Origin of the sequence: Micrococcus luteus NCTC 2665 (assembly GCF_000023205.1) — a bacterium.
In the GTDB taxonomy this organism is placed as follows: domain Bacteria; phylum Actinomycetota; class Actinomycetes; order Actinomycetales; family Micrococcaceae; genus Micrococcus; species Micrococcus luteus.
In genome coordinates this window covers 2,378,538-2,404,840 of sequence record NC_012803.1, presented here as the reverse complement: position 1 = coordinate 2,404,840, position 26,303 = coordinate 2,378,538, and the positions used below count along the sequence as shown (strand labels likewise).

At 73.7% G+C, this 26,303-nt stretch carries 28 protein-coding genes; 16 read left to right on the top strand and 12 right to left on the bottom strand.

Annotated elements, in window-relative coordinates:
* Window positions 1-11: 11 nt before the first annotated feature.
* Window positions 12-1,091: an ABC transporter ATP-binding protein gene (locus tag MLUT_RS22675; RefSeq protein WP_010079872.1), complete on the bottom strand. Its 1,080-nt coding sequence runs from the start codon at window positions 1,089-1,091 to the stop codon at window positions 12-14.
* An 83-nt stretch (window positions 1,092-1,174) separates the two neighbouring features.
* On the bottom strand, window positions 1,175-2,194 hold the full coding sequence (locus MLUT_RS22670) for a LacI family DNA-binding transcriptional regulator (protein WP_010079873.1): 1,020 nt from the start codon (window positions 2,192-2,194) through the stop codon (window positions 1,175-1,177).
* A 345-nt stretch (window positions 2,195-2,539) separates the two neighbouring features.
* Here MLUT_RS22670 and MLUT_RS22665 point away from each other — a divergent pair, with 345 nt between their 5' ends.
* From MLUT_RS22665 to MLUT_RS22655, 3 genes are all read left to right on the top strand, one after another.
* On the top strand, window positions 2,540-3,859 hold the full coding sequence (locus MLUT_RS22665) for a sugar ABC transporter substrate-binding protein (RefSeq protein ID WP_012751142.1): 1,320 nt from the start codon (window positions 2,540-2,542) through the stop codon (window positions 3,857-3,859).
* A 126-nt stretch (window positions 3,860-3,985) separates the two neighbouring features.
* Entirely contained in the window at window positions 3,986-5,620 is a 1,635-nt protein-coding gene (locus tag MLUT_RS22660; RefSeq protein WP_010079874.1) for an ABC transporter permease subunit, read from the top strand.
* Window positions 5,621-5,697: 77 nt separating this feature from the next.
* Complete coding sequence (locus tag MLUT_RS22655) at window positions 5,698-6,618, top strand: sugar ABC transporter permease (RefSeq protein ID WP_043055236.1); 921 nt, start codon at window positions 5,698-5,700, stop codon at window positions 6,616-6,618.
* Window positions 6,619-6,681: 63 nt separating this feature from the next.
* Here the strand turns inward: MLUT_RS22655 and MLUT_RS22650 are convergent, their stop codons facing one another.
* Both MLUT_RS22650 and MLUT_RS22645 read right to left on the bottom strand, forming a co-directional pair.
* Window positions 6,682-8,040, bottom strand: coding sequence for a fatty acid desaturase family protein (locus MLUT_RS22650; RefSeq protein WP_012751140.1), 1,359 nt, complete (start codon window positions 8,038-8,040; stop codon window positions 6,682-6,684).
* Window positions 8,041-8,119: 79 nt separating this feature from the next.
* Window positions 8,120-9,172, bottom strand: a complete 1,053-nt coding sequence (locus tag MLUT_RS22645; RefSeq protein WP_010079878.1) for a ferredoxin reductase — start codon at window positions 9,170-9,172, stop codon at window positions 8,120-8,122.
* Between the two features lie 90 nt (window positions 9,173-9,262).
* Here MLUT_RS22645 and MLUT_RS22640 point away from each other — a divergent pair, with 90 nt between their 5' ends.
* The 3 genes from MLUT_RS22640 (at window position 9,263) to MLUT_RS22630 (ending at window position 11,249) form a co-directional block, all read left to right on the top strand.
* The gene (locus tag MLUT_RS22640; protein ID WP_010079879.1) at window positions 9,263-10,492 is read left to right on the top strand and encodes a PucR family transcriptional regulator; all 1,230 of its coding nucleotides are present in this window, start codon (window positions 9,263-9,265) and stop codon (window positions 10,490-10,492) included.
* A 99-nt stretch (window positions 10,493-10,591) separates the two neighbouring features.
* A complete protein-coding gene (locus tag MLUT_RS22635; RefSeq protein ID WP_010079880.1) occupies window positions 10,592-10,936 on the top strand; it encodes a DUF8129 domain-containing protein in 345 nt (114 codons plus the stop codon).
* 100 nt (window positions 10,937-11,036) lie between these two features.
* Window positions 11,037-11,249, top strand: a complete 213-nt coding sequence (locus MLUT_RS22630; RefSeq protein ID WP_010079881.1) for a hypothetical protein — start codon at window positions 11,037-11,039, stop codon at window positions 11,247-11,249.
* 35 nt (window positions 11,250-11,284) lie between these two features.
* Here MLUT_RS22630 and MLUT_RS22625 read toward each other — a convergent pair whose 3' ends face one another.
* Window positions 11,285-11,830 carry a GNAT family N-acetyltransferase gene (locus MLUT_RS22625; protein ID WP_010079882.1) on the bottom strand — a complete coding sequence of 182 codons (546 nt, stop codon included), beginning with the start codon at window positions 11,828-11,830 and terminating at the stop codon, window positions 11,285-11,287.
* A gap of 74 nt (window positions 11,831-11,904) precedes the next feature.
* Between MLUT_RS22625 and MLUT_RS23385 the strand changes: the two genes are divergently transcribed.
* Together MLUT_RS23385 and MLUT_RS24150 are read left to right on the top strand one after the other, a co-directional pair.
* Window positions 11,905-12,240 (top strand): GNAT family N-acetyltransferase, encoded by a 336-nt coding sequence (locus MLUT_RS23385; RefSeq protein WP_012751139.1) that lies wholly within the window; start codon window positions 11,905-11,907, stop codon window positions 12,238-12,240.
* Between the two features lie 20 nt (window positions 12,241-12,260).
* Window positions 12,261-12,413 (top strand): hypothetical protein, encoded by a 153-nt coding sequence (locus MLUT_RS24150; protein WP_012751138.1) that lies wholly within the window; start codon window positions 12,261-12,263, stop codon window positions 12,411-12,413.
* Here MLUT_RS24150 and MLUT_RS22615 read toward each other — a convergent pair.
* Together MLUT_RS22615 and MLUT_RS22610 are read right to left on the bottom strand one after the other, a co-directional pair.
* Window positions 12,403-13,092: a M23 family metallopeptidase gene (locus MLUT_RS22615; protein WP_010079883.1), complete on the bottom strand. Its 690-nt coding sequence runs from the start codon at window positions 13,090-13,092 to the stop codon at window positions 12,403-12,405. The genes MLUT_RS24150 and MLUT_RS22615 overlap by 11 nt on opposite strands.
* Window positions 13,093-13,104: 12 nt before the next feature.
* On the bottom strand, window positions 13,105-14,361 hold the full coding sequence (locus tag MLUT_RS22610) for an NAD(P)/FAD-dependent oxidoreductase (RefSeq protein WP_010079884.1): 1,257 nt from the start codon (window positions 14,359-14,361) through the stop codon (window positions 13,105-13,107).
* Window positions 14,362-14,435: 74 nt separating this feature from the next.
* Between MLUT_RS22610 and MLUT_RS22605 the strand changes: the two genes are divergently transcribed.
* The gene (locus tag MLUT_RS22605) at window positions 14,436-15,203 is read left to right on the top strand and encodes a sulfite exporter TauE/SafE family protein (protein ID WP_010079885.1); all 768 of its coding nucleotides are present in this window, start codon (window positions 14,436-14,438) and stop codon (window positions 15,201-15,203) included.
* A 21-nt stretch (window positions 15,204-15,224) separates the two neighbouring features.
* Here the strand turns inward: MLUT_RS22605 and MLUT_RS22600 are convergent, their stop codons facing one another.
* Window positions 15,225-15,833: a TetR/AcrR family transcriptional regulator gene (locus MLUT_RS22600; protein WP_010079886.1), complete on the bottom strand. Its 609-nt coding sequence runs from the start codon at window positions 15,831-15,833 to the stop codon at window positions 15,225-15,227.
* Between the two features lie 72 nt (window positions 15,834-15,905).
* On the opposite strand from MLUT_RS22600, the gene MLUT_RS22595 reads away from it, so the two are divergent.
* Genes MLUT_RS22595 through MLUT_RS22585 form a run of 3 tightly spaced genes read left to right on the top strand, consistent with a single transcriptional unit; the run spans window position 15,906 to window position 19,720 of the window.
* Window positions 15,906-16,691 carry an ATP-binding cassette domain-containing protein gene (locus MLUT_RS22595; RefSeq protein WP_010079887.1) on the top strand — a complete coding sequence of 262 codons (786 nt, stop codon included), beginning with the start codon at window positions 15,906-15,908 and terminating at the stop codon, window positions 16,689-16,691.
* Entirely contained in the window at window positions 16,691-19,150 is a 2,460-nt protein-coding gene (locus tag MLUT_RS22590; protein ID WP_010079888.1) for a YhgE/Pip domain-containing protein, read from the top strand. Before MLUT_RS22595 ends, MLUT_RS22590 begins: the two co-directional genes overlap by 1 nt.
* A 9-nt stretch (window positions 19,151-19,159) precedes the next feature.
* Window positions 19,160-19,720, top strand: coding sequence for a GNAT family N-acetyltransferase (locus tag MLUT_RS22585; protein ID WP_010079889.1), 561 nt, complete (start codon window positions 19,160-19,162; stop codon window positions 19,718-19,720).
* A 12-nt stretch (window positions 19,721-19,732) separates the two neighbouring features.
* Here MLUT_RS22585 and MLUT_RS22580 read toward each other — a convergent pair whose 3' ends face one another.
* Together MLUT_RS22580 and MLUT_RS23930 are read right to left on the bottom strand one after the other, a co-directional pair.
* Entirely contained in the window at window positions 19,733-20,263 is a 531-nt protein-coding gene (locus tag MLUT_RS22580) for an SgcJ/EcaC family oxidoreductase (protein ID WP_010079890.1), read from the bottom strand.
* A 29-nt stretch (window positions 20,264-20,292) separates the two neighbouring features.
* Entirely contained in the window at window positions 20,293-20,433 is a 141-nt protein-coding gene (locus MLUT_RS23930; RefSeq protein WP_010079891.1) for a hypothetical protein, read from the bottom strand.
* 868 nt (window positions 20,434-21,301) lie between these two features.
* On the opposite strand from MLUT_RS23930, the gene MLUT_RS22570 reads away from it, so the two are divergent.
* From MLUT_RS22570 to MLUT_RS22555, 4 genes are read left to right on the top strand one after another with little or no spacing between them, the layout of a single operon-like run.
* Complete coding sequence (locus MLUT_RS22570; RefSeq protein ID WP_012751137.1) at window positions 21,302-22,675, top strand: ISL3-like element ISMlu13 family transposase; 1,374 nt, start codon at window positions 21,302-21,304, stop codon at window positions 22,673-22,675.
* A 46-nt stretch (window positions 22,676-22,721) separates the two neighbouring features.
* Window positions 22,722-23,492: a polysaccharide deacetylase family protein gene (locus MLUT_RS22565; RefSeq protein WP_012751136.1), complete on the top strand. Its 771-nt coding sequence runs from the start codon at window positions 22,722-22,724 to the stop codon at window positions 23,490-23,492.
* Window positions 23,493-23,502: 10 nt separating this feature from the next.
* Window positions 23,503-24,057, top strand: a complete 555-nt coding sequence (locus MLUT_RS22560) for a TIGR03086 family metal-binding protein (RefSeq protein ID WP_010079893.1) — start codon at window positions 23,503-23,505, stop codon at window positions 24,055-24,057.
* 39 nt (window positions 24,058-24,096) lie between these two features.
* Complete coding sequence (locus MLUT_RS22555; protein ID WP_010079894.1) at window positions 24,097-24,396, top strand: hypothetical protein; 300 nt, start codon at window positions 24,097-24,099, stop codon at window positions 24,394-24,396.
* A gap of 17 nt (window positions 24,397-24,413) precedes the next feature.
* Here MLUT_RS22555 and MLUT_RS22550 read toward each other — a convergent pair whose 3' ends face one another.
* Together MLUT_RS22550 and MLUT_RS22545 are read right to left on the bottom strand one after the other, a co-directional pair.
* Window positions 24,414-25,193 (bottom strand): TVP38/TMEM64 family protein, encoded by a 780-nt coding sequence (locus MLUT_RS22550; protein ID WP_010079895.1) that lies wholly within the window; start codon window positions 25,191-25,193, stop codon window positions 24,414-24,416.
* A gap of 172 nt (window positions 25,194-25,365) precedes the next feature.
* A complete protein-coding gene (locus MLUT_RS22545) occupies window positions 25,366-26,238 on the bottom strand; it encodes a GTP pyrophosphokinase (protein ID WP_010079896.1) in 873 nt (290 codons plus the stop codon).
* Window positions 26,239-26,303 lie beyond the last annotated feature (65 nt).

Here is a 26,303-nt window from a genome sequence, read left to right as displayed (position 1 = left end):
CGCCCCGCGGCTCAGCGGTTGAGGCGCTCGCCCGTCTCGGCGTGGAACAGGTGCACGCGCTCCGGGTCCGGGACCACGTGCACCACGGAGCCCTTCTCCGGCGCCGTGTAGCCCACCGTCCGCAGGGTGATCAGCCGCTCCTCGCCGCCGATCGTCGCGTGCCCGTACACGTAGGCGTCGGCGCCGAGCTCCTCCACGGTGTCCACCTCGACGGGCAGGCCGGCGGCGTCGTCGCTGATCACCAGGTTCTCCGGTCGCACGCCGAGGTCCACCGCGGTGCCGGCGTCGGCCAGGTCCTCCCGCGGCACGGGGATGACCGTCTCGCCCCAACGCACGCCCTCGGCCGTGGCGGGCATGCGGAAGATGTTCATGGCGGGGGAGCCGATGAACCCGGCCACGAACACGTTCACCGGGCGCTCGTAGAGGTTGCGGGGGGTGTCCACCTGCTGCAGGCGGCCGTCCTTGAGGACCGCCACGCGGTCGCCCATGGTCATGGCCTCGGTCTGGTCGTGGGTCACGTACACGGTGGTGGTGCCCAGGCGGCGGGTCAGGTTCGCGATCTGGGCGCGGGTCTGCACGCGCAGCTTCGCGTCCAGGTTGGACAGGGGCTCGTCCATGAGGAACACCTGCGGGTCGCGCACGATCGCGCGGCCCATGGCCACGCGCTGACGCTGGCCGCCGGAGAGGGCCTTCGGCTTGCGGTCCAGGTACTCGGTGAGGTCCAGCAGCTTCGCGGCGTCCTCGACGCGACGACGCCGCTCGTCCGCAGAGACGCCCGCGATCTTCAGCGCGAAGCCCATGTTGTCCGCCACGGTCATGTGCGGGTACAGGGCGTAGTTCTGGAACACCATCGCGATGTCCCGGTCCTTGGGGTCGACGTCGGTGACGTCGCGGTCGCCGATGAGGATGCTGCCGCGGGAGAGCTCCTCGAGGCCGGCGAGCATGCGCAGGGAGGTGGACTTGCCGCAGCCGGAGGGGCCCACGAGCACGAGGAACTCGCCGTCGGCGATCTCCAGGTCGAGGGAGTCGACGGCGGGGCGGGGCGCGCCGGGGAACTGGCGGCTGGCGGAGCGGAAGGACACGGAGGCCATGGTGGGGTTCCTTTCACGGGCAGGTACGTGCCCGACGATCCGGGGTGAAGGAGTGCGGTGGGCGGGGGGTCGGGTGTGCCGGTCTACGGCGGGGCGGTGCTCGCCCGGGGGCGCAGCGCCAGGTGGTGGGTGATCCGGTGGGGGTGGGTGGTGCCGTCGAGGGCGCCGAGCGCCAGCCGGACCGCGCGCCGGCCCTGGTCGAGCGGGGTCTGGTCCACGGTGCTGATGCCCAGGCGGGCGGCCTCGGGGTGGCCGTCGAGGCCCATCACGGAGACGTCCTCGGGCACGCGCAGCCCCAGGGAGTGGGCCGCCATCCAGGCGCCCATGGCCATCTCGTCCGAGATGCACATGACCGCCGTCGGCCGGTGCTGCGGGTCGGCGAGGAGGGCGCGGGCCCGATGGTAGGTGCCGCCGACGGTGAAGTCCGCGGGCACCATCCAGTCCGCCGGCGTCCGCACCCCGGTGGCGGCGAGGGCGTGCAGGAATCCGCGGGTGCGCTCGGTGCTGACCTGGAACTCGATGTCCTCGTCCACGCGGCCCACGTAGGCGATGTCCCGGTGGCCGAGCTCCAGCAGGTGCTCGGTGGCCATCCGCGCGGCGCGGGCGTGGTCCACCTGGATCGCGGTGAACCAGTCCGGCAGCGTCTCACCCGCCGGCAGGCGGCCGCCGACGGCGATGACGGGCCGGCCGAGGCGTTCGAGCCCGGCGAGCTCGAACACGCTCAGCCGGAAGGAGAGGGTGATCAGGGCGTCCAGCCGCCGCCGGGGCAGCAGGTCGGCGATGACGCCGGCCCGGCGGTCGGGGTCCTGGCCGACGTCGTAGAGCGTCAGGTCGTATCCGTGCCGGACCAGCTCGTCCGCGGCGCCCTCGAGGACGGCGGCGAAGAACCAGCGGTGGACCGAGGGGGTCACGAGCCCGATGTTGCGGGTGCGGCCCGAGGCGAGCGACGAGGCGGCGGAGTCCGCCACGTAGCCGAGCGTGGCGACGGCCTCCTGGACGCGGGCGCGCGTCGCGGCGGCCACCGGGCCGGAGCCGGTGAGCGCGCGGGACGCGGTGGCGGTGGACACGCCGGCCATGCGGGCGACGTCCTTGATGCCGGCCATCGGCGGTCCTCCTCCTGCGGTCGTGGGGCTCTGCGGTGGGCTGGGCGCACGACGTCGGCGGGCCGGGGGTCGATGCGTGGCACCAGCGTACGGCACCGGCGCCCGGGCGGTGGAAGCGCTTCCACCGCCGTGCGCGGGTGATCCGGGGCACTGCGCGGCCTCTCCATCCCCGGCACCATGCGGGATTGATCCACTGTGTAGCCCCTCACAGTGGAAACGTTTACACTTCTGGGGACTGACCCCCTCAGCCACCGGAGGCGGGCGCCGTCTCAGCACGGGGCCCGCCGCCGGCGGCGCACCGGCCGGCGCTCGCCGCGGGCCGCCACCCCTCGTGAAAGGCACACCATGCAGTCGACGACGACCGGCGGTCTCCGCCGTCCGCTCAGCCTGACCCTCACGGCGGCGTTCTCCGCCCTCGCGCTCACCGCGTGCGGCGGCGGCTCCCCCGCCCCGGCGTCCTCCTCCCCGGCCGGCGCGACCGACCAGGGCACGGCCGCCGCGTCCCCCAGCCAGGACCTGTCCGAGGCCGGCGCCACCACGATCACCATGTGGGTGGACCAGAACCGCCAGGAGCCGCTGCAGGCCGTGGCGGAGGACTTCAAGGAGGACACCGGGATCACGGTGGAGCTCGTGGTCAAGGACAACTCCACGATGAAGGACGACTTCATCACCCAGACCCCCACGGGCGAGGGCCCGGACGTGATCGTGGGCGCCCACGACTGGATCGGCTCGCTCGTGCAGAACGGCACCATCGAGCCCCTCGAGCTCGGCGACGCGGCGGACGACTTCGTGGAGTCCTCCGTGCAGGCCGTCACCTACGAGGGCCAGACCTGGGGCGTGCCGTACTCCGTGGAGAACATCGCCATCCTGCGCAACACCGAGCTGGCCGAGTCCACCCCGGCCTCCTTCGACGAGATGATCGCCGAGGGCCAGAAGGCCGTCGACGCCGGCGAGGCCGAGTACCCGTTCGTGGTGGGCCTGGACGCCGTCAACGGCGACCCGTACCACCTGTACCCGTTCCAGACCTCCATGGGCGCCCCCGTGTTCGAACAGGCCGAGGACGGCTCGTACGACGCCGGCTCGCTGGCCATGGGCGGCGCCGAGGGCGAGGCCTTCGCCAAGAAGCTGGCGGAGTATGGCGAGTCCGGGGTGCTGAACCCGAACATGACCGCGGACATCGCCAAGGAGCAGTTCAACGCAGGCAACGCGGCCTACTTCATCACCGGCCCGTGGAACGTCGAGGAGGCCGAGGCGGCCGGCGTCGACTTCGAGGTCGAGGCCATCCCGTCCATGGGCGACCAGCCCGCGCAGCCCTTCGTGGGCGTCAACGCCTTCTTCGTCTCCTCGGAGTCGGAGAACCAGCTGGCCGCCAACGAGTTCGTGGTCAACTACCTCTCCACCGAGGCGGCCCAGGACGCGCTCTACGCCGAGGGCAAGCGTCCCCCGGCGCTGACCGCCTCCTTCGACAAGGCGGCCTCGGACGAGACCGTCAAGGCGTTCGGCGAGATCGGTGAGGACGGCGTCCCCATGCCGGCGGCCCCCGAGATGGGAGCGGTCTTCGAGTTCTGGGGCGGCGCCGAGATGAGCATCATCAAGGGTGAGGGCGATCCGGTCCAGACCTGGCAGAAGATGATCTCCGACATCGAGGGCCGCATCGGCCAGTGATCCGGTGACCCGGTGACCCGCTGCGGTCCCGTCCGGCGCCCACGGGCGCCGGACGGGACCGCGACCCCGCGCCGGGGCGGCGCGCACCCCCCTCCCACGGCAGGCCCTCGGGCCGGATGAGGAACTATGAGCTCGTCTTCCACCACGTCGCACCGGTCCGGCACCGCCGTCGACCTCGACGACGGCGCGCGCCGCACCGGCCGGGGCCGGCGTCGTCGTGCGGACTCCCGCGGCCCCGAGGGCCTGGGCGGCACGCTGACCAAGATCGTCCTGCTGGGGCTCGTGGACGCCTTCGCGGCGTTCCTGCTGTTCCAGCTCGCGGCCGCGGGGGACTGGGTGGTGTTCGCGGTGACCCTGGCGGTCACGCTCGGCATCAACTGGATCTACCTGCGCCGCGGCGGCCTGCCGGCCAAGTACCTCGCCCCGGGACTGTTCTTCCTGGTGCTGTTCCAGGTGTTCGTGGTGGTCTACTCCTCCTACATCGCCTTCACGAACTACGGCGCCGGGCACAACTCGGACAAGGCCGCGGCGATCGAGATCATCCAGCGATCCTCCTCCATCCGCGTGCCGGAGTCCCCGGTGTACGACATCACCGTGCTGGAGGAGGGCGGCGAGCTGTACCTCCTCACCGAGCGGGACGGCCAGCCCGTCCTGGGCGGCGCGGACCAGGAGCTGGAGCCGGTCGAGGCCCTCATGCAGGACGGGGAGCCGGTGGGGGTGGAGGGCTACACCACCCTGCGGTTCGGGGACCTGCTGCAGCGGCAGGACCAGGTCACCCAGCTGAAGGTCCCCCTGAGCGACGACCCCGCGGACGGCACCCTGGAGACGCGTGACGGCTCGCGCGGCTACGTGTACTCGCCGCGCCTGGAGTACGACGAGGCGCGGGACACCTTCACCGACCTCGAGAGCGGCGCGGAGTACCGGGACAACGGCGAGGGCCAGTTCCAGGCGGCCGACGGCAGCACGTTGCAGACCGGCTGGCGGGTGTTCGTGGGCCTGGACAACTTCACCCGGGCGTTCACCGACCCCGAGCTGCGGGACCCCCTCATCCGGGTCACCGTGTGGACCTTCGCGTTCGCGTTCCTGAGCGTGGCCACGACGTTCGCCGTCGGGCTGCTGCTGGCGATGGCCTTCAACCGCGCGGACATGCGCGGCAAGAAGGTCTACCGGGTGATGATGATCCTGCCGTACGCGTTCCCGGCGTTCCTGTCCGGCCTCGTGTGGGCGGGTCTGCTCAACCCGGAGTTCGGCTTCGTCAACAACGTGTTCTTCGGCGGCGCGGACATCCCGTGGCTCACGGACCCGTGGCTGGCCCGGCTCTCCGTGCTGGTGGTGAACCTCTGGCTGGGCTTCCCCTACATGTTCCTGGTGACCACGGGCGCCCTGCAGTCGCTGCCCGAGGACGTGGACGAGGCCGCCCGCATGGACGGCGCCGGCCCGTGGCGCATCTTCCGCGCCATCAAGCTGCCCCTGCTGCTGGTCTCGGTGGCGCCGCTGCTGATCTCCTCGTTCGCGTTCAACTTCAACAACTTCAACATCATCTACATGCTGACGGGCGGCGGGCCGCGCTTCCCGGACGCGGGCTCGAACATCGGCGCCACGGACCTGCTGATCACGGTGGTCTACAAGACGGCGTTCAGCGGGGTGGGGCGTGACTACGGCCTGGCCTCGGCCCTGTCCATCGTGATCTTCCTGATCGTGGCCACCATCTCGGCCATCAGCTTCCGGCAGACCAAGGCGCTCGAGGAGATCGACAAGTGAGCATCCCCCAGGATTCCGGCCGGCCCCGGCCGGGCGCCCCCGAGGCGGCCGCCCCCACCTCGCCCCTCGCCGCCGCCCTGGCGCAGCAGGAGACGGACCCGCTGCGCTGGGGGGAGGACCCGGCCCCGCCGCGACGGCGCCGCTCGTTCGGCCGCTGGATGCGGGAGCTGGGCTGGCGCCACGTCGTGGGCGTGGTGGCCAGCGCGTTCGCGCTGTTCCCGCTGCTGTACGTGCTCTCCGCGTCGCTGGACCCGACCGGCACGATGGCCAGCTCGAACCGGCTGTTCTCCTCGTTCAGCGGGCAGAACTACGTGGACCTGTTCAACGACCCGAACCGGCCCTTCGGCCGCTGGTTCATCAACACGATGGTGATCGGGATCGTCACGTCCGTGATGACGGTGTTCCTCGGCGCCCTGGCCGCGTACGCGTTCTCCCGCATGCGGTTCACCGGCCGGCGCGTGGGGCTGCTGACGCTGCTGCTGGTGCAGATGTTCCCGCAGCTGCTCGCGGTGGTGGCGATCTTCCTGCTGCTGACCTACATCGGCAACCTGGTGCCCGTGCTGGGCATCGGCTCGCAGCTCGGCCTCATCCTCGTGTACCTGGGCGGCGCCCTCGGCGTGAACACGTACCTGATGTACGGGTTCTTCAACACCATCCCGCCCTCGCTGGACGAGGCCGCCAAGCTCGACGGCGCCTCGCATGCGCGGATCTTCTTCTCGATCATCCTGCGCCTGGTGACCCCCATCCTCGCGGTGGTGGCCCTGCTGTCCTTCATCACCACGGTCTCGGAGTTCGTGATCGCCTCTGTGGTGCTCACGGACCCGTCCGCGCAGACGCTCGCGGTGGGGCTCTACGGCTACGTCTCGGAGACCCGCTCCGAGAACTGGGGCGTGTTCGCGGCCGGCGCCGTGCTGGCGGCCCTGCCCGTGATGGCGCTGTTCCTCTTCCTGCAGCGGTACATCGTCTCCGGCCTCACGGCCGGCGGCGTGAAGGGCTGACCCCACCATGACGGCGGGAGGGGACGCACCCCTCCCGCCGTCGTCGTCGTGCGCCTGAGCGGCTCACGGCAGGGCGAGCCGGAACACCTTCTTCCACGCGGAGCCGACCTGCTTCAGCAGCGGGCCCGTGGTGTAGGGCAGGCCGTAGCGGGCGCAGATCTCGCGGACTTTCGGCGCCACCTCGCCGTACCGGTTGGAGGGCAGGTCCGGGAACAGGTGGTGCTCCACCTGGTGGGAGAGGTTGCCGGTCATGAAGTGCATGAGCTTCGAGCCGGAGATGTTCGCGGAGCCGATCATCTGGCGCACGTACCAGTCGCCGCGGGTCTCCCCGTCCACCATCTCCTCGGAGAACGTCTCGGCGCCCTCGGGGAAGTGGCCGCAGAAGATCACGGAGTGCGCCCAGATGTTGCGCAGGCCGTTGGCGAGCAGCCCGGCGATCAGCGCCGCCTTCCCGGAGCCGGTGAGGAACTCGGCCACGGCAGGGGTGGCCACGTAGTCCTTCGCGAACTGACGCGAGGCCTTCACGCCCACCGAGCGCAGGTCCGTCATCAGCTCCGCGCGGGACTTCTCGCCGGCCCGCACGCGGTCCAGCTCGAGGTCGTACAGGGCGATGCCCCACTCGAAGATCGGGGCGAGGCCCGCGTTGATCACGGGGTTGAGCACGTGACGGGGCCGCCACGGCTCGGACTCGTCCATGCGCAGCACGTTGTAGCCCACGTCCCGGTCCTTGCCGATCACGTTGGTCCAGCGATGGTGCAGGTCGTTGTGGGTGTTCTGCCACGCGCGCGACGGCGTCACGAAGTCCCACTCCCAGGTGGTGGAGTGGATGTCCGGGTCGCGCATCCAGTCCCACTGGCCGTGGAGCACGTTGTGGCCGATCTCCATGTTCTCCACGATCTTCGCGACCGTGAGCATCGCGGTGCCGGCCACGAACGCGGCCGGGTGCTTGGCGTTCAGCAGGGCGGCGCGGCCGCCGATCTCGAGCCAGCGCTGCAGGCGGATGACGCGGCGGATGTAGGCGGCGTCGGAGGCGCCGCGGCGGGAGAGGACGTCGTCGCGGATGGCGTCGAGCTCGCGGCCGAGCTCGGCCACCTGCTCGTCCGTCAGGTGCGCGGCGCCCGGGGGGCGCACGGCCGGGCTGCCGACCTCGCCCAGCAGGCCCGGCTTCGCGTTCGCGGCCGGGCGGGTGGCGGCGTCGGGGGTCTGGGGGGCGACGTCGGCGGTGGCGGCGTCGGCGGGGGAGTCCGCCGGGGACTCCGCGGGACGCCCGGCGTCCTGCGGGGCCCAGCTGGTGGTGTCCGGGCGGTCCGCGGGCAGGACGCGCGCGGTGCGGCCGCGCACCGTGGTGCCCGGGATGGCCAGGCGCAGGTCGTCCGGGGCGGTGGCGCCGGGGCGATCGGTGGTCGGGAGGGTCTGTGTCATGAGGTGCTCCTTCGGGATCGGGAGGCGGGAGGAAGGTCGGGGGCGCGGTCCGGTCGGCCGGAACGCGGGGCGCGGGAGGTCAGAGGTCGAGGCTCACGGGTCCGGCGGCGGCGCTCACGCAGGTCTGGATCAGCTCGCCGGGCTCGCCGTGGACTTCGCCGGAGCGCAGGTCGGTGACCTGGCCGGAGCGCAGGGGGGTCAGGCAGGCGTGGCAGATGCCCATGCGGCAGCCGGACGGGGCGGCGACGCCGGCCTCCTCGGCCACGATCAGCAGCGGCACGTCACCGGGGGCGTCGGCCTCGGCGTCGGCGTGCTCGAACACCACGCGGCCGCCCGCGCCGGCCACGCCCGCGGCGAAGTCCGCGCGGAAGCGCTCGATGCGCAGGTCCTCGCCGGCCTCGCGTCGCCAGAGGTCCTCGGCGTCGTCCAGGAACTCGGCGGGGCCGCACGCGTAGGCCGCCCGGTCGCGCCAGTCGGGGCACAGGTCCTCGAGCTCGGCGGGGGAGGACAGGTCCAGGCGGCCCTCGTCCGCGGTGTGGCGGTGCACCACGCGCAGGCCCGGGAACTGGTCGGCCAGCTCGGCGAGCTCCTCGCGGAACAGGGCGTCCTCGGGGGTGCGGGAGGAGTGGATGAGCACGACGTCGGCGTCCGCGCGGGCCGGCACGAGCGTGCGGATCATGGACATCACCGGGGTCAGGCCCGAGCCGGCCGTGAGCATCAGCAGGGCGCGCGGCTCGTCCGGGAGGGTGAAGTCGCCCTCGGGGACGTCGAGGAACAGGACGTCGCCGGGCTTCGTGCGGCGCACGAGCGTGCCGGAGACGAGGCCGATGTCGGACACCGTGATCTCGGGGTCGGCGCCCGCGGGAGCGGAGAGCGAGTAGGAGCGCCACTGGCGCACGCCGTCCACGTCCACCCCGATGCGGGCCCACTGGCCGGCGTCGTGGGCCCGCCAGCCCGGGCCCGGGCGGAAGGCGATGGTGGCGGTGCCGGGCGTCTCGCGCGTCACGGAGGTGACCACGCCGCGCAGCTGCCGTGAGGATTGCACGGGGTCGAGCAGGCTGAGGACGTCCTGCGGGGTGAGCGGGTGCAGGAGCGTCGACGCCAGACGGGAGAACAGAGACGGGCCGACCATGGCTCCAGTCTATGGCTCGGCATGCCGCAGTTCTTCGTCTTCAGCGTACGATCTGGGCCATCACTTCATCGCGAGGAGACAAGATTGAGTGTGACGCAGACCACCCCCGCCCCCGACTGGCGCCCGCCCTGGCAGTCCCTCCCGGACGACCTCGCGGAGCGCCTGGCCACGGCGATCCCCGGGATCATGGAGCGCATCATCCAGACGGTCCCGGACCAGATCCCGGCCTACGCCGCCGCGCGCGACGGCCACTACGGCGAGAACCTCACCGCCGGCGTGACCACCGCCCTCGAGCGGCTGATGAGCCTGCCCGGCACCACCCGCCCGGCCCTGAACAGCGAGTCCCGCGTCCTCATGGCCCGCCTGGGGGCCGGCGAGTTCCGCGAGGGGCGCTCCATGGACGCCCTGCTCGGCGCGTACCGCACCTCCGCGCGGATCGTGTTCCGCGAGCTCTCCGCCGAGTGCGCGCGCCTGGGCCTGGAGATGTCCGTGGTGATCGAGCTGGGCGAGTCCATCTGGGCGTACATCGACGAGCTCTCCTCCGTCAGCGCCCAGGCGTACGCGGAGGCGCAGTCCGCCCAGGCGGGCGTGCTCGAGCTGCACCGCGCCGCCCTCGCCACCGCCCTGGTCCGGGGCGGGACCGAGGAGAAGGAGGTGCAACGGCTGGCCGCGCTCGCGGACTGGCGGCTGCCGCGCCGGCTGGCGGTGGTGGTGCTGCCCGCGGACGCCGGCGTCGCCGTCCGGGAGAGGCTGGGCCGGGCCGGGCTCGTGGTGGAGCGGGACTCGGAGGTGGTCGCCGTGATCGACGCGACGCCCTCCCAGGGCCGCCGCGAGCGCATGCTGCGCCTGCTGGCGGGGACGGCCGCCGTCGTCGGGCCGGCCGTGGACTGGCCGCTCGTGCCCCACTCCTACCGCGTGGCCCGCACGCTGGCCGTCCAGGAGGCGGCGGGCCGGACGGCGGAGCCCGCGCAGGGGGAGGACGACGACGGCGCCCCGTCCCCGATCCTCGCCGCGGACCACCTGGCGCGCGTGGTGCTGGGGGCCGAGCCGCGCGTCGTGACGCAGCTGGCCGAACGCGTGCTGGCGCCCCTGGACGAGGTGAGCGAGGCGAAGCGGGCGGTGCTGGAGGAGACCCTGCTCGCCTGGCTCACGCACTGGGGCCAGCGGGCGCCGATCGCCGCGGAGCTCGGCGTGCACCCCCAGACCGTGGGGTACCGGGTGGGCCGGCTGCGCGAGCTGTTCGGGGAGGCCCTCGAGGACCCCGACGCGCGGTTCGACCTGGAGATCGTGCTGCGGGCGCGGCGGGACGGGGTCGGGTGAGCGGGGCGGCAGGGGGTGCCGTCTGACGGGGGCCTTCACTAGCGTGGGTGGACCACGCATCCCGACGAGGGACCCCGACGAGAGAAGAGGGACAGTGCCATGACGAACGCCCCGAACCGCGACGAGCTCCCCCTGCCGGACTACGACCACATCCCCAACGGCACGCTGCCGACCCGGATCACCGGCCTCGACGAGTCGCAGGTGGAGCAGCTGCTCGCCTACGAGCGCGCCCACGGCGACCGCCTGCCCGTGGTGCAGGTCCTCGAGACGCGGCTCGAGGCGCTGCGCTCCGGCGCCCAGCCCTCCGGCGATCAGGTGCCGGACACCCCGGAGGTCGGCGGCTCCCGCACCGGCTCGCCCGTGACCCCGGAGACGAGCGGCCCGCCCGTGGAGCCCCTGAGCCGCGGCATCCCGGCCGACCCGCAGCACCCCGGCAACCGCTGAGCCGGGCGGGCAGGACTGTGCCCCGCCGCCGTCGATGCGCCACCCTGGTGCGCACGCCCCGGTGGGACAGACCCGCCGGGCGCCGACCCGAGAGGACGTCATGACCCATCACGAGCGCGACGACCGCCAGGCCCTGGCCGCCGGCGAGACCTACCTGATCCACGTGCTGGAGACCTCCGACCCGCCCGGCAACCCGGACCACTACCGGATCACCGACGCGGTCGAGGCCCACCACGCGTCCACCGGCTCCTACGACGTCGAGGCCGGCGGCCTGGACGCCGCCCGCGAGCTGCTCGCCCGCCACGCCAAGTGAGCGACCGGGGCTGAGACGTCCGGCCGGGCCGCGCCTCACGCGCCCGGCCGGAGCCTCATCCCCAGCACGGTGCGCGCCTCGAGCCCCAGAGCCGCGCGGGCCTCGGGCGCGCCGGTGCGGTCCTCACCCACCACGGTCATCCCGATCCGCTCGGCCACCCGGCGCGAGGCCGTGTTCTCCGGGTGGATGATCGCCACGAGCTCGTGGTGCCCCAGCACGTCCCGGGCGTGGTCCCGGCAGGCGGCGGCCGCCTCGGTCGTGTAACCGCGCCCCCACAGGTCGGACCGCACGTGGTAGCCGACCTCCAGGCGAGGCTCCCCGTCGACCTCCTGCCAGGTCAGGCCGCAGTCCCCGACGAAGCCGGGCCCGGCGTCGTCGTGGGTCTCGATGATCCACAGCCCGTGCCCGTCCTGCGCGTACCGGCGCCGGTTGCCCGCGATCCACGCCGCCGCCTCCGCGCGCGTGCGCGGGGCGGGGTAGAAGCGCATCACCACGGGATCGGCGAGGAGGCCGGCCAGGTGGTCGAGGTCGGCGTCGGCCATCTCGCGGAAGCGCAGACGGGCGGTGGGGGCGGGCGGCATGCGCCCAGGCTAGCGCGGCGGGCGGATGCGCCCCGCCTCTTGTCTGCGCGGGGCCGGGCTGGTCGACTGTGCCCATGCCGCATTCCCTCTCCCTGCGCCCGTTGCGGGTGGATGACGCCGAGGCCATGGCCGCGGTCCTCGCCGACTCGGACCTGTACACGTTCACCGGCGGGACGCCGCCGGGCGAGGAGGAGCTGCGGCAGCGGTACGCCATCCTCACGCGCGGTCGCTCCGAGGACGGCGCGGAGGACTGGGCCAACTGGATCGTGGTGCTGGAGCCGGAGGGCCGGCCGGTCGGCTACGTCCAGGCCACCATCCCCGTGGACGGGGGACCCACGCAGATCGCCTGGCCGATCGGCACGCCGTGGCAGGGCCGCGGGCTGGCGAAGGAGGCCGCCGGCCTCCTCTAGGGCGAGCTGCGGGACCGGGGGTGCGGCGCCTCGTGGCGGACGTCCACCCCGAGCACACGGCCTCCCAGCGGGTCGCCCAGGCGATCGGCCTGACGCCGACGGACGAGGTCGTGGACGGGGAGGTCCGCTGGGCCGGGTCCGTGGACGACGACGCCGGCCCGGTCACCGGCTGAGGCCGCGGCGCCGCTCCGGGTAGGAGCCGCCGAGCTCCACGCCCCGCTCGGCCAGGTAGGCCTCCGGGTCCACCGGCTCGCCGTCCACGCGCAGCTCCAGGTGCAGGTGCACGCCGGTGGCGGCGCCGGTCTGCCCGACGCCGGCCAGGTGGTCCCCGGCGGAGACGCGCTGGCCCGCGTCCACCACGGTGGAGTCCGGGGCGGCGTGCAGGTAGCGCCACACGTGGCCGTCCCCGGCGTCCACGGCGAGCAGGTTGCCGCCCGCGTCCCCGCCGGCCTCCACGAACAGGACCCGGCCGTCGGACACCGAGTGGAAGGGCGTGCCCTCCGGCACCCCGCCGAGGTCCACGCCGTCGTGGCGGGTCAGGGCCTCCTCGGACACCCCCGAGGGCACCACGCCCTCGCCGAACGGGTTGGGGCGGGGCCCGAAGCGGGAGGTCACGCGGCCCTGCACGGGCTCGGCGTACCCCTGCGCGTTCACCGTGGGCGGGGCGGGGGTGAAGCCGCCGTTCCAGCGTCGCCGCTCGGCGCCCGCGCCGGCGTCGTCCCGGCCGGCCGGACCGAACGCGAGGACCAGCGCCAGGACGGTCGCGATCAGGGCCAGCGCCCCCACCGCGGCCAGCACGCCCCCGGCCACACCGCTGCCCGGGGAGCCGGCGCCGGGGGTCGGGGTGGTCATCCCCTCAGTCTGTCATGCAGGGTCGGGACGGCCCCGGCCTCCGCCCACGGCATCCCGGCCCGACACCAGCTCCCGCCCGCGCTCGTAGTCCTCGTCCGCGTTGTAGGTCAGCACGCCCACCACGCGGTCCTGCGCGTCCGTGTACCAGAGAGTGAACCCGCCGGTGCGCTCCACCATGCGGGCCTGCTCGTGGCCGTCGCCCCACGCGGCGTGCTTGAGCGTGTGCTCGCCGATGGTGCTCCAGAACCCGGGCACGGCCTCCCACCGCCGCAGGGACTCCGGGTCCGCCGTCGCCGCGTGGGCCAGCACGGAGGCCTGGCCGGCGCCGCCCGGCACGCCGACCTCGGTGCGGGCCGCGTTGTGCCCGGCGACCTCGCCCATGCCGAGGGCGTCGCCCCAGTGCTCCACGGGGATCGGCCGGCCGGCCACGGCGTGGTGGGCGCGGGCCACGTCCCCGGCCACCCACACGCCCGGCGCCGCCGCCAGGTGCTCGTCCGCCACGATCCGTCCCTCGTGCACGGTCAGCTCCGTGCCCTCGAGCAGGCCGCCGCCGGGCTCGATGCCCACCGCGGCGAGGATGAGGTCCGGGGCGAGGGTGACGCCGTCGTCCAGGTGGATGGTCCGGGGGGCCTCGATGCCGCTCACCCGCACGCCCGTGCGCAGCGTGACGCCCGCGCCCGTCAGCCACTCGGCGATCCGCTCGCCGGCGGCGCGGCCCAGCCGTCTCTGCTGCGGGACCTCGTCCGGGGTGACCAGCGTGGTCTCCACCCCGCGCAGCGCCAGCGAGGCCGCCGCCTCGCAGCCGATGAACCCGGACCCCACCACGACGGCGGAGCGCGCGTGCCCGGCCGACGTCACCAGGCGGCGGGCGTCGGCGAAGGAGCGCAGCAGGTGCACCTCGGCGTCGGCCTCGACGTCCGGCAGGGGGACCGGACGGGCGCCCAGGGCCAGGATGAGCCGCTCGAAACGGATCGGCTCCTCGGCGGCCCACAGCGTCCGCGCCCCCAGGTCCGCGTGGGTGACGGTCACGCCCCGGCGCAGCTCGACGGCGTCCGGCAGGTCCTCCAGCACCGTCGGCTCCGGTTCGGCGGTGCCGCGCAGCAGCTCCTTGGACAGCGGCGGGCGCTCGTAGGGGTGGTCCACGTCCGAGGTGAGCATGAGGACGGGGCCGGGTCCCCCGGCGTCGACGTAGGCGCGGGCGGCGCTGACGCCGGCGGGGCCGCTGCCCACGATCACGAGCGGGAACGGGGTGGAGCTGTGCTGGGCCATACGGCCAGCATGCGCACCCGTCATGGGCGGAAGCCAGGGCCGACGGACACCCCCGGCTCCGGCATACTGCCCGCATGGACCCCTCCCTGGTGTGGCTGCCGGCCGTCGTCGCGCTGGCCGCGATCACCCTGGGCGGCACGCTCCAGCGGGTGAGCGGAATGGGCGTCGGCATGATCGCCGCACCCACGCTGTCCCTGCTCCTGGGCCCGGTGGCGGGGGTGACGCTGTCCAACGTGGCGGCCTCGGTGTCCGCGGTGCTGCTGTTCGCGATGCTGCAGAGGCATGTGGACTGGCCGCGCTTCGTCCGTCTCGCGCCCCTGCTCGTGGCCGGCTCGTTCGCGGGGGCGTGGGCCGTGCGGGTCCTGGACGCCCACGCGCTCGAGATCCTCCTGGGGTCCTCCGTGCTGGTGGCCGTGGCCGCCGTCCTGGGCCTGCAGCAGCGCTTCACCGCCCAGGGGAACGGGGCCGTGTTCGCCTCCGGCGCCGTGGCCGGGTTCATGAACACCACCGCGGGCATCGCCGGGCCGGCGCTCGCGGTCTACGCGGTGGCGAGCCGGTGGGACCAGCGCTCGTGGGCGGCCACCCTCCAGCCCGTGTTCCTGCTGGCCAATCTCACCTCGCTGGTCACCAAGTCGCTGTTCGGCGCGGCCGTGCCCGCGGGGCTGCACGTGCCGTGGCCGGTGTGGGTCGCCGTGGTGGCGGGCGGTCCGCTGGGTGTCCTGCTCGGTTCGGTGGTGGCCCGCCGGGTGGACCCCGCGAAGGCGCGCGTCCTCGCGATCTGCCTGGCCGGCGTCGGGGGCACGGTGGCGCTGGTGCGCGGTGTGGCCGGCGCCCTGGGCTGAGGACGGGCCGGCGTGCGGGCGTCAGGGCAGGAGGGAGCGCACGGCCGCGGCCAGCGTGTCCCGCACGTCGTCCACCGTCAGGTCCTCCGGGGCCAGGTGCCGCTCGACCGACAGCGTGTACACGAGCATCAGGAGCATGGCCGCGGTGTGCGTGACCTGCTCGTCCGGGACGTCGGCCAGCACGCGGTGCTCACGCAGCAGGCCGGCCAGGAAGTCTCGCCGCCGGACGGTCAGCGTCCGGTAGGCTCTCCCCACGGCGGGCTCGCGCAGGCCCACGGCCTGGAACTCGTGGAGGAGCAGGGGCCAGGAGCCCGTGGTCTCGAGCACGACGTCGGCCAGGGCCTCCGCCACGCGGGCCACCAGGTCCTCGCGCGGCAGGTCGGGGTCGTCCAGGGCGTCGGCGACGCCGTCCATGGCTCGGGTGGTCGCCCGCTCGAACTGGACGGTGCAGGCGGCGGCGAAGAGGTCCGGTTTCCCCGCGAAGCCGGAATAGACGGCGCCCTTCGTGTAGCCGGCCTCCGCCGCGATGCGGGCGAGGGAGGCGCGCGCGTAGCCCTCCCGTCCGAACACCCGGGCCGCGTGGTCGAGGATGGCCGCGCGGACATCCTCGCGGCGGGGTCGGGTGGCCATGTTGCCCTCTCGATGCCGATGGTATTGAATACCGATGGTATTGAATCCGCCTCGACTCGGCAAAGAGGGCCCATGTCTTCCACTCCCACCGACGCCGATCACCATGGCTCCGGGCCTGCCCCCGTCCCGGCGCACCTCGACGACCTCCCGCCCGCCACCCTCGTGGCGCGCGGTCTGACCCTGCGCGGCGGTCGCGGGCCGGTGTTCGGCCCCCTCGACCTCGTGCTGCCCCCGCAGACCCACCTGGCCGTGCTCGGAACCCAGGGCTCGGGCCGCTCGACCCTGCTGCTCGCCCTCACGGGGCGCCTGCAGGGCGTGCGGGGCGAGCTCGTGCTCACCGGCGGCCCCGTGGACGTCGCCCTGGACGGCACGGAGAGGCCCGCCGCCCGCGCGTACCGCCCCCCGATCGACGCCGCGCGCCACCCGCACGCCCTCTGCGCCCGCACCGCCGTCGCCCACACCACCGACCTGGTGGAGCTCGAGCCGGCGCTGACCGCGGCCGAGGTCGTGGACGAGCGCTGTCTCGCCGACGGCGTGCGCCGCCGCGCCGGCCGCGCACGCTTCGCCCTCCTCGCCGACGCGGTGAGGCTGACCGTGGCGCCGGAGGCCGTCGTCGGGGAGCTGTCCGCGCCCGATCGCGCGCTGCTGGCCGCCGTCGTCGCCTGCCTGCGCCCGGCCCGCCTCGTCACCTTCGACGACGTGGACGCCACCCTGACCCTCGATGAGCTGGCCGCGCTCCACGCGGCCCTGGACGTCCTCAGGGACCACGGCCACCCGTTCGCGGTGAGCGCCGTGGCCTCCGCGCCCGTGCCGCGTGACGCCGTCGTCCTCACCCTGTCCCCCGTCCGGGAGAACTGATGCTGTTCCGCTACGAGCTGCGACGCTTCCGCCGTGGCCTGCCCCTGCTCGCCCTGCTGTTCATCTTCCTCGTCCCCGCCATCTACGGCGCCCTGTACCTGTCCGCGAACTGGGACCCCTACGGGGCCATGGACCGTCTGCCGGTGGCGATCGTCAACGAGGACGAACCCGTCCAGCGCGGCGACACCACGCTGCGCACCGGCGCGGACATGACCGAACGCCTCAAGGACGACCGCGCCTTCGACTGGCGCGAGACCACGCGCGAGGAGGCCGAGGAGGGACTGCGGGAGGGCCGGTACTACCTCGTCCTGGAGATCCCCGCCGAGCTCAGTCGTGACCTCGTCAGCCCCGAGGGCGGCGGGACACCGCAGCAGGCGCAGATCACCCTGCGCCGAGACGACGCCAACGGCTTCGTGATCGGCTCCGTCACGAACGCGAGCCAGGCCAAGGTCGAGGCCGCCGTGAATCGGTCCGCGATCGAGGCGTACTTCGAGGCCGTCTTCTCCAGCCTCGGCGAGCTGCGGTCGGGCATGGTGGACGCCGCCGACGGCGCCGCACAGCTGGCCGACGGCACGGCCTCCGCGAAGGACGGCGCGAGCCAGCTGGAGGACGGGATCGTCCAGGCCCACGACGGCTCCGGCAAGCTGGCCGAGGGCGCGGGCCAGCTCGCCACGGGTGCGGGTGACCTCGCGGACGGCGCCGCCCAGGCCGACGACGGCGCCCAGCGACTCGCCGAGGGCGCCGCGTCCGCGCAGGACGGGGCCGGCCGCCTGGCCGACGGGCTCGACCAGGCGCGCGAGGGCTCCCAGGCCCTCGCCGACGGCGCCGGGCAGCTCGCCGAGAACGCCCCCGCCCTGCGTCAGGGCGCCACGGACCTCTCCGACGGGCTGGCCCAGCTGCAGACCGGATCGGCCGAGCTCACCGACGGCGCCACGCAGGTGGCCGACGGCACCCAGCAGCTCTACGACACGGTGATCCCCGGCCTGGACCAGGTGATCGAGCGGCAGGACGCGGTGGCCGCCGACGTCGCCGCGGTGGACGAGGACGTCCAGCGGGTCGCCGAGGTGGCCGGCACGGCCGAGGACGGCGCGGGCGCCCGCATCGCCGATGCGCAGGCCGCCCTGGCCGAGCTCGCCGACGAGGATCCGACGCTCGCCGAGTCCGAGCAGTACGCCGCGCTCCAGGAGGCGCTCACCGGCGCGGACGAGCGGGTGACCGCCGTCGCCGGCCGCGCCGAGGAGGCCGCCGCGACCTCCGCGGCCGCCAACGAGCGCGTCCAGGGCTTCGTCGAGGACGACGTCGCCGCCTCCGCCAAGGCGGATCTGACGGACCTCAACGACGGCGCCCACGCCGTGGCCGCGGGCGCCGAGAAGCTGCAGGGCGGCATCGGTGAGGCGAAGGACGGGGCCGACTCCCTCGCCGACGGCGCCGGGAGGTTCGCGGACGGCCTCGAGCAGCTGGGCTCCGGCGCGACCGAGCTCGACGGCGGCCTGGCCCAGCTCCAGGACGGCGCCGGAGAGCTGCAGTCCGGCCTCGGCGAGCTGACGGACGGGGCGACCACCCTCGCCGAGGGCAACGCCGCGCTCCACGACGGGGCGCTGACCCTGCAGGACGGTGCGGGCCAGCTGGAGTCCGGCGCGACCGAGCTCGACGGCGGCCTGGCCCAGCTCCAGGACGGCGCCGGGGAGCTGCGCGCCGGCCTCGGCACCCTCGACGACGGCGCCCACGAGCTCGCCTCCGGGCTCTCCGACGGCGTCGACCGCGTCCCCGCGCTGACCGAGGATCAGCGGGACGAGGCCGCCCTGGTGATGTCCCGGCCGGTGGAGGCCGTGATGCAGGTGGACAACTCCGCGGAGGTCTACGGCCGCGGCATGGCGCCGATGTTCTTCTCCATCGCGCTGTGGGTGTTCGGCATCGCCGCGTTCAACATCATGCGGCCCATCAGCGGGCGGCTGCTGGCCGGGCGCCGCAACCCGGTGGCGATCGCGCTGGCCGCGTGGCTGCCCGTGGGCATCGTGGCCGTGGGCGGCGGTCTGCTCATGCTCGCCGCCACGCTGCCGCTGGGCCTGGCCCCCGTGCACCCGGTGCGGGCCGTGGCCCTGACGGTGCTCGTGGCCGTGGTGTTCTCCCTCATCGCGCACCTGCTGCAGACGGCACTCGGCACCCCCGGTTCGGCGCTGCTGCTGGTCCTGCTGATCCTGCAGCTGGCCTCCACCGGCGGCACCTACCCGGCCGAGGTGCTGCCCGGCTTCTTCCAGGCGTTGCACCCGTTCATGCCGATGAGCTACTCCATCGAGGCGTTCCGCAACGCGATCTCCGGCGGTCTGGACCAGCGCTTCTGGGTGTCGGTGGTCGTGCTGATGGGGGTCGGGGCGGTGGCGCTCGCCCTGGACGTGCTCGTGGTGCGGCGCCGGCGTCGGTTCCGCATGAAGGACCTGCACCCCGCGCTGCAGGCCTGAGGAGCGGGGATGACCTCCGCACCCCGCGCCGCCGTCGTCCGTCCGGCCCGCCCCGAGGACGCGCCCGCGATCGCCGCGATCGCCGCGGCCACCTTCCCGGACGCCTCCCCGTCCTCGCTGCCGCGTGCCGCGGTGGAGGCGCACATCGCGTTGCACCTGAGCGAGGCGGCCGTGGCCGCGTGGATCGCGGACCCGGAGCGGATCGTGCTCGTGGGCGCCGCGGCCGACGCCCCGGAGGCCCTGCTCGGCTACGCCATGTACGAGACCGCCGCGGCCCCCGAGGCACCCGTCACGGAGCGGCTCGGCGACGTGCCGGCCGGCCACCTCTCGAAGCTGTACGTGCTCGCCGAGGGGCGCGGCACCGGGCTGGCCGAGGCCCTCGTGCACGACGGCGTCGAGCGGCTGAGGCGGCTGGGGTTCCGGCACGTGTGGCTCGGCACGAACGCGCAGAACACACGGGCCAACCGGTTCTACGAGCGCCTCGGCTTCGCGACGATCGGGGCGCGGCAGTTCGTGGTCGGCGGGGAGCGGGTCGAGGACGACTGGGTGCGGCTGCTGACGGTGGAGTGAGCCCGCCGCCGCTCAGCAGGCCTCCGGGCCGTCGGGGTCGTCGTCGGGATCGATCCACGCCGACGGGTGGTAGTGCACCGCGGCCAGCCCGTCGTCGTCGGCCAGGTGGGTCTGCGCCTCGGGCACGGAGTCCGTGTTCTGCCCGGCCACCGCCTCCCACGCCCCGGCCTCGGTCCGGCGCACCACGAGCAGCAGGACGCCGGTGCGCTCGCCGGCCTCGTCGCCGTCGAGCGCGGTCTGCCCCGACATGGTCCACGGCGCGTGCACCACCGCCACGTCCCCGAGCTCGCGCACGCGCACCTGCCCGAGCACCAGCCGGGAGGCCGGGAACATCCAGCGGAAGCCGAGCGCGTGGTTCACCCGGATCTGCCGCCGCCGCGTCCACCACACACCCACCACGTTCACGAAGTCCGCGTCCTCGGCGAACAGGTCGGCGAGCGCGTCGGCGTCGGCGGCGTTCCAGGCGGCCGCGAAGGCCTCGGCCACCGCGGCGGGGCCGGCCGGTCGGGCCGCGACGTCGGCGGTGGGGTCCGCGGGGGACATGGCTGCTCCTGGATCGGGGAGGGACGGGTTCAGCGGGCGGGCCCGTAGACCAGCATCAGCACGACGGCGGCGAACAGCACCGCCATCACGGCCAGGACCGCGAGCACGGCGCGCAGGGCCGCACGCGTGCGCGGGTCGGCCGGGGGTGGTGCATCCGGACGTCGGGTCACGCTCGCCAGTGTGGCACGCGGCACGGCGCGAGGGGCGCGTGCGTCGGCGCGCGTCGAAGGCGCCTCCCAGCCGGGGCTCAGTCGACGCTGAAGCTGCGGATGCGGTTGCTGAACACGAAGCGGTCGAACGCGGTCCGCGCCGAGCTCGGGTCGTCCGCGTGACCACTCCGGGCCGTCTACGGCGGATCGAGCCCCGCCGCCGGCCGGCCTCCCATGTCCGGCCGGTTCCCACCTCCGCCCGCCCGCTCGGCAGGGGTGGTCTCGGGCCGGGCGGCCTTGGGATGATGGGTGCCCCCGGAGAAAGGTGACCGATGCCCCCGCCCGTGCCGCAGCCGACCCGTCGACAGATGCTCCTGGCTGGTTCCGCCCTGCTCGGATCAGGGCTGCTGGCCGCCTGCGGGCAGGACGGGGAGGACGCGGCGGCGTCGTCGTCCGTGCCGACCTCGTCTGCGCCCACCTCCGCCGCCCCCGCTGGCCCGCCCCCCGCCGGCGACCCGGTGGCCTGGCCGGACGTGGCCCGGGTGCCGCACCTGTTCTTCCACTCCCTGGTGGTGGACCCGGCGCGCGCCTTCGACGGCGACGACAAGGCCGGCGGCTACCTGGACTTCATGGTCACGGTGGACGAGTTCGACGCCGTCATCCGGCAGGCTTACGACCGCGGCTACGTGCTGGTCTCCCCGCACGAGCTGTACGAGGTGGGCGAGGACGACGTCGTCCGCCCGAAGACCCTCATGGTCCCCGAGGGCCGCACCCCGCTAATCCGGCTCTTCCCAGTTGAGCGTGGGGGTGTCGTGAGTCAAGGGCCCGTGCCCTTGCAAGAGGATGGATTTTGCGAAGAATCTAACCTCGATCACGAAGGACACGAGCCATGTCCCAGCGTACGCGCGCTGCCTTGCCCCTGCCTGCCCACGCCGCTGCCGAGCACCACGTCCGTGCGGCGGCATCGGTGGTGTTCAACCTGGAGGGATACACCGTCCTTCAGGCCCTCGACCGGCCACTGGGAGGTAGGCGTGTCGTTGTGGCCGCCGATGCCGCCGAGGGGGCCTGCCCGGGCTGCGGGGTGTTCTCGGGCCGGGTGCACCAGCGGGTCCGCCAGTCCGTGAAGGACATCCCTGTCGGTGGGGACCTGTTGGAGTTGGTTGTCGTCAAGCCCAGGTTCCTGTGCGCCGAGGGGGCCTGCCCGCGCCGGACCTTCACGCAGACCACGGACCAGTTGCCGGCCCGGGCCCGGTGTACCACCCGGTTGCGGGAGGCCGTGGTGGCCGCGGTGCTGGACTCCGGCCGGGCCACCGCGGAAGCCGCCAACGCGCATGGCCTGGCGTGGGGCACCGTCAACGCCGCCATCCTGGGCCACACCATGGTCTTGCCGGAGGTCGACAAGGTGCCGGTGCGGGCGCTGGGCATCGACGAGCACCGGTTCGCCACCGCCAAGTGGTTCAAACACCCCGACACGGCCGTCTGGTGCCGGGTCGAGCCGTGGATGAGCACCTTTGTCGTCGCCGACACCGGGCACGTGCTCGGCGTCGTCGACGGACGGTCTTCCCGCAACGTCACCGCCTGGCTGGCCGAACGCTCCGAAGCCTGGCTGGATCGGCTCGAGGTGGTCGCCATCGATCCCTCGGCCACGTTCCGCACCGCGATCCGCAAGGTGCTGCCGACCGTGGACATCAGCGTGGACCACTTCCACCTGGTCAAGCTCGGCAACCAGATGCTCACCGAGGTCCGCCAACGCGTGGTGCGCGAAGTCCTGGGCCGGCGGGGCCGCAAGCAGGATGCCGTGTGGGCTCACCGGATGTTGCTGCTGCGGGCCGGGGACCGACTCACCGAGGCCGGCCTGCGCCGACTCGAGCACGTCCTGGACGACGATGCCTATGAGCAGGTCGCCGCCGCCTGGGCGGTCAAGGAGCACCTGCGGCGGATCCTGAACGCCCCCACCGTCGCAGCGGCCCAGAACGCCCGGATCGACTTCGAGCTGACCGTAGCCGCCGCAGGACTGCCGGAGGCTGACAGGCTCTCGGCCACCGTGGGGAAGTGGTGGGTCGAGATCAAGGTGTTCATCCGCACCCGAGTCACGAACGCCCGCACCGAGGCGGCCAACACGGCCATCAAACAGGTCAAGCGCACCGGCCGCGGGTTCCGCAACCAGACCAACTACCAGTCACGTATTCTGGCCAGGAGCTTCCGACGGACACGCCGACGCTCCCAGATCCACCCTCGAGCAGGACTCCACGCTCAAGTGTGAAGAGCCGCTAATCCTCTCCCTGGACGACTGCTCGTACTACCTGTACATGGACGGCGACGGCTTCGCGGACCGCCTGATCGTGGCCGAGGACGGCCGCGTCCGCAACGAGTACACGGACGCCGAGGGCACCAGGCACGTCGGAGCGTTCGACGTCGTCCCGCGTCTGGACGACTTCCTCGCCGAGCACCCGGACTTCAGCCTCAACGGCGCCCGCGGCGTGCTCGCCATGACCGGCTACGACGGCGTGTTCGGCTACCGCACCTCGGCCCGCGAGTTCGGAGACAGCCCCACGTTCGACGCCGACGTCGCGGCCGCCACTGAGGTCGCCGACGCGCTCAAGGACAGCGGCTGGGCGTTCGCCTCCCACACGTGGGGCCACCGGACGGTGCCGAAGCTGACCATGGAGGAGCTCGAGTTCGACATGGGGCACTGGCACCAGGAGGTCGAGCCGATCCTCGGCCCCACGGACATGCTCATCTACCCGTTCGGCGCGGACGTCACCGGCCCCGGCACGTACACGGAGGACAACGAGCGGTACCGCTACTTGCGCGACCTCGGCTACCGCTCCTTCTTCCTCGTGGACGGCACCTCCAAGGCGTGGGGCCAGCTCGAGCCCGGCTACTACCGCGGCTCGCGCATCAACGTGGACGGCATCAGCCTCGCCGCGGCCGTCTCGGGCGAGCGGCCCGTGCTGGAGGAGTTCTTCGACCCCCGGTCCGTCCTGGACCCGGCCCGCCCCGAGTCCATCCGCGGCCCGAAGAAGCCGAGCGCGGCGCCGTCGTCGTCCGCCGCGGCCCCGAGAACCCCGCGACCCTGAGGAGAGCACCATGTCCATCCCCGCCACCGAGGTCGAGGCCCGCTGGAACGCGGCCGCCGAGCCGTTCACCGCCGTCGTCCGGGAGGTGCGGGACTGGGACGCCGCCACCCCGTGTGAGGGCTGGGACGCGCTGGACCTGCTGGACCACGTGATCGCCGGTCAGCGCGACTTCGCCGCCCGCCAGGGCCGTGAGGTGCCCCTCTTCGACGGCTCCCGCCAGCAGCTGGCCACCCAGTGGGCCAAGCACGCCGCCGCCATGTCCGCCCTCGCCGGTGACGAGGAGTTCATCCTGCGGCCCATGAAGACCGCGCTGGGGGAGATACCCGTGGGCGAGGCGTTGATCCGCTTCCACGCGTTCGACCTGATCGTGCACCGTTGGGACCTGGCCCGCTCGCAGGGCGTGGACGCGCAGTTCACGGACGCGGAGATGGACTGCGTGGAGGAGTCGCTGGAGCTGTTCGGCGACGCCGCCTACACGCCCGGCATCCTGGGCGAGCCCGTCCCCGTGGCCGACGACGCCGACCGGCAGACCCGCCTGCTCGGTCGCCTGGGCCGTCGGGGCTGAGACCAGGGCAGGACCCGTCCCCGAACCCGACGAGTCACCGTGAGCGAGTCCACCGGCTTCAGCGCCGCGGAGCAGGCCGCGATCGCCGAGCGCGCGCAGGAGCTGCGCGCCCAGCGCGGCGGGAAGAAGAAGGCCGACGCCCTGCAGGACCTGCTGGCGAAGATCGAGGAGATGCCCGAGCAGGACCGCGCCATGGCGGTGGCGGTGCACCGGATCGTCACGGAGGTGGTCCCGAAGCTCGACGACGGCGTCATGTGGCCGACGTCGTTCGCCCTGACCGCCCTCGACGACGACGTCCGGGCCCGGATCGCCGATCTGGTGCGCCGCGCCGTCGGCTGACGTCCGGCGCAGAGTGGTCACGACACGCCGCGTCGCGCACGGGGAGATGGCGTGTCGTGACCACTCTGCGGGCCCGTCGGCTCCTCCGCAGACCGGGTGGCCCGTCGCCAGTGGCGCACCGCCCACAGGGTCAGACCGCCCACGGTCAGCCAGCCCACTCCGAGCAGCACGCCGTTCACGACGCCCGGGCGCACCGCGAACGCCCCCATCGCCACGAGGGAGAGCTGCCCGGGGATCACACCGACCGCGGTGGAGCCGGCGAAGATCCCCAGCGGCACGGCGAGCGCGCCCGCCCCGTAGTTCACGGGCCAGTACGGCAGGCCCGGGGCGAGGCGCAGGGTCAGCAGGGCGAGGAACCCGGTGTCCTCGAGCCGCCGCTCCACGGTCTCGGCGTGGCGGCCGAGCCGGCGCAGGACCACCTCGCGCCCGACCGCGCGCGCGATGCCGTATGCCCCGAGCGAGCCCAGCAGGGCTCCGACCACGGACAGCACCGTCCCCTGGATCGCGCCGAAGAGCACCCCGGCGGTGACCGCCATGATCGTCACGGGGATGGGGGTGAGCGCCACGGCCGCGTACAGCACGGTGAACGCCAGCCAGCTCCACCAGCCGAAGCCGTCCAGCTGGGTGCGCAGCTCGTCCACGCCGGGCAGGCGCACGGTGAGCGCAAGCCACACGAACGCCGCCACCACGAGGACGAGGGCGGCGGTGCGCAGGATCGACACCCCGCGGTGCCCGGTGCGGGCGGGCAGGGTGGAGGCGGCGCCGGAGTCGCGCGGCGGCACGGCGGTGGAGGGCATCGGCCCAGGCTACCGGGAGTCGCCCCGCCCCGTTCCGTCCGCATGTCCTCCCTGGTCTGCGGTCACGCCCTGCTCGGCTTCGGTGGATCACACGCGTGTGACTCATCCACACCTGTGGACAACTCTGTGGAGAACCCTGTGCACGCGGCCCGCCAGGTGTGGACGGAGGGGCTCAGACGGTGGACGCGCCGGGCGCGTCGTCGCCCGGTTCCGCGTCGCTTGGCCCTGCGGCGCCCGGCTGCGCCTCGCCCGGCCCCGCCGCCGGCTCGTCCTCGAAGGCGGGACCGCCGTCGTCCTCCCAGGCCGCGGCGGCGTCGTCGTCCCGGTCGGTCTCCTGCACCTGGTCGTGCAGGCGCTCCATGCGGGTGTCCAGATCCGCGGCCACGCGGGCGGCGGCCACGAGCTCGGTCGCGATGTCCGGGGGCACGCCGCCGTCGAACTTGTAGTTGATCTTGTGCTCGAGCGTGGCCCAGAAGTCCATGGCGCTCGTGCGGAACTGCATCTCCACGGTCACCGGGATCGTGCCGGTGGACAGGTGGATCGGCACCTGCACGAGGCAGTGCAGGCTGCGGTAGCCCGAGGGCTTGGGCCGGGAGATGTAGTCCTCCACCTCGAGCACCCGGATGTCCGGCTGCTGCGTGAACTGGCGGAACACGCGGTACACGTCCCGGGCGAAGCTGACGATCACGCGCGCCCCGGCGATGTCCGTGACGTTGGTGCGCAGCGCGTCCAGGTCCAGGGACAGCCCGCGGGCGGAGGCCTTGCGCAGGATCGACTCCGGCGACTTCACCCGCGTGACGATGTGCTCGATGGGGTTGTAGTCGTGCAGGTGCGTGAACTCGTCCCGCAGCACCTCGAGCCGCGCCTCCACCTGGAGCAGGGCCGAGCGGTACTCGAGGTCGAAACGCTCGACGTCCTTGCGCAGCCGATCCAACGCCACGGACATCACGGGGGAGAGCTGCGTCAACTCGGACACGGGGGTGCCGCGCAGCGCCTCGACGTCCGCCGAGGGCGCCGGCGCGTCCGGGGAAGGGTCCTGCTCCATGGCCTCAGAGCCTACGGCGGGATCCTGCGAGACGGCTGGCCGTCCACAGGCCCGACGGCGGCCCG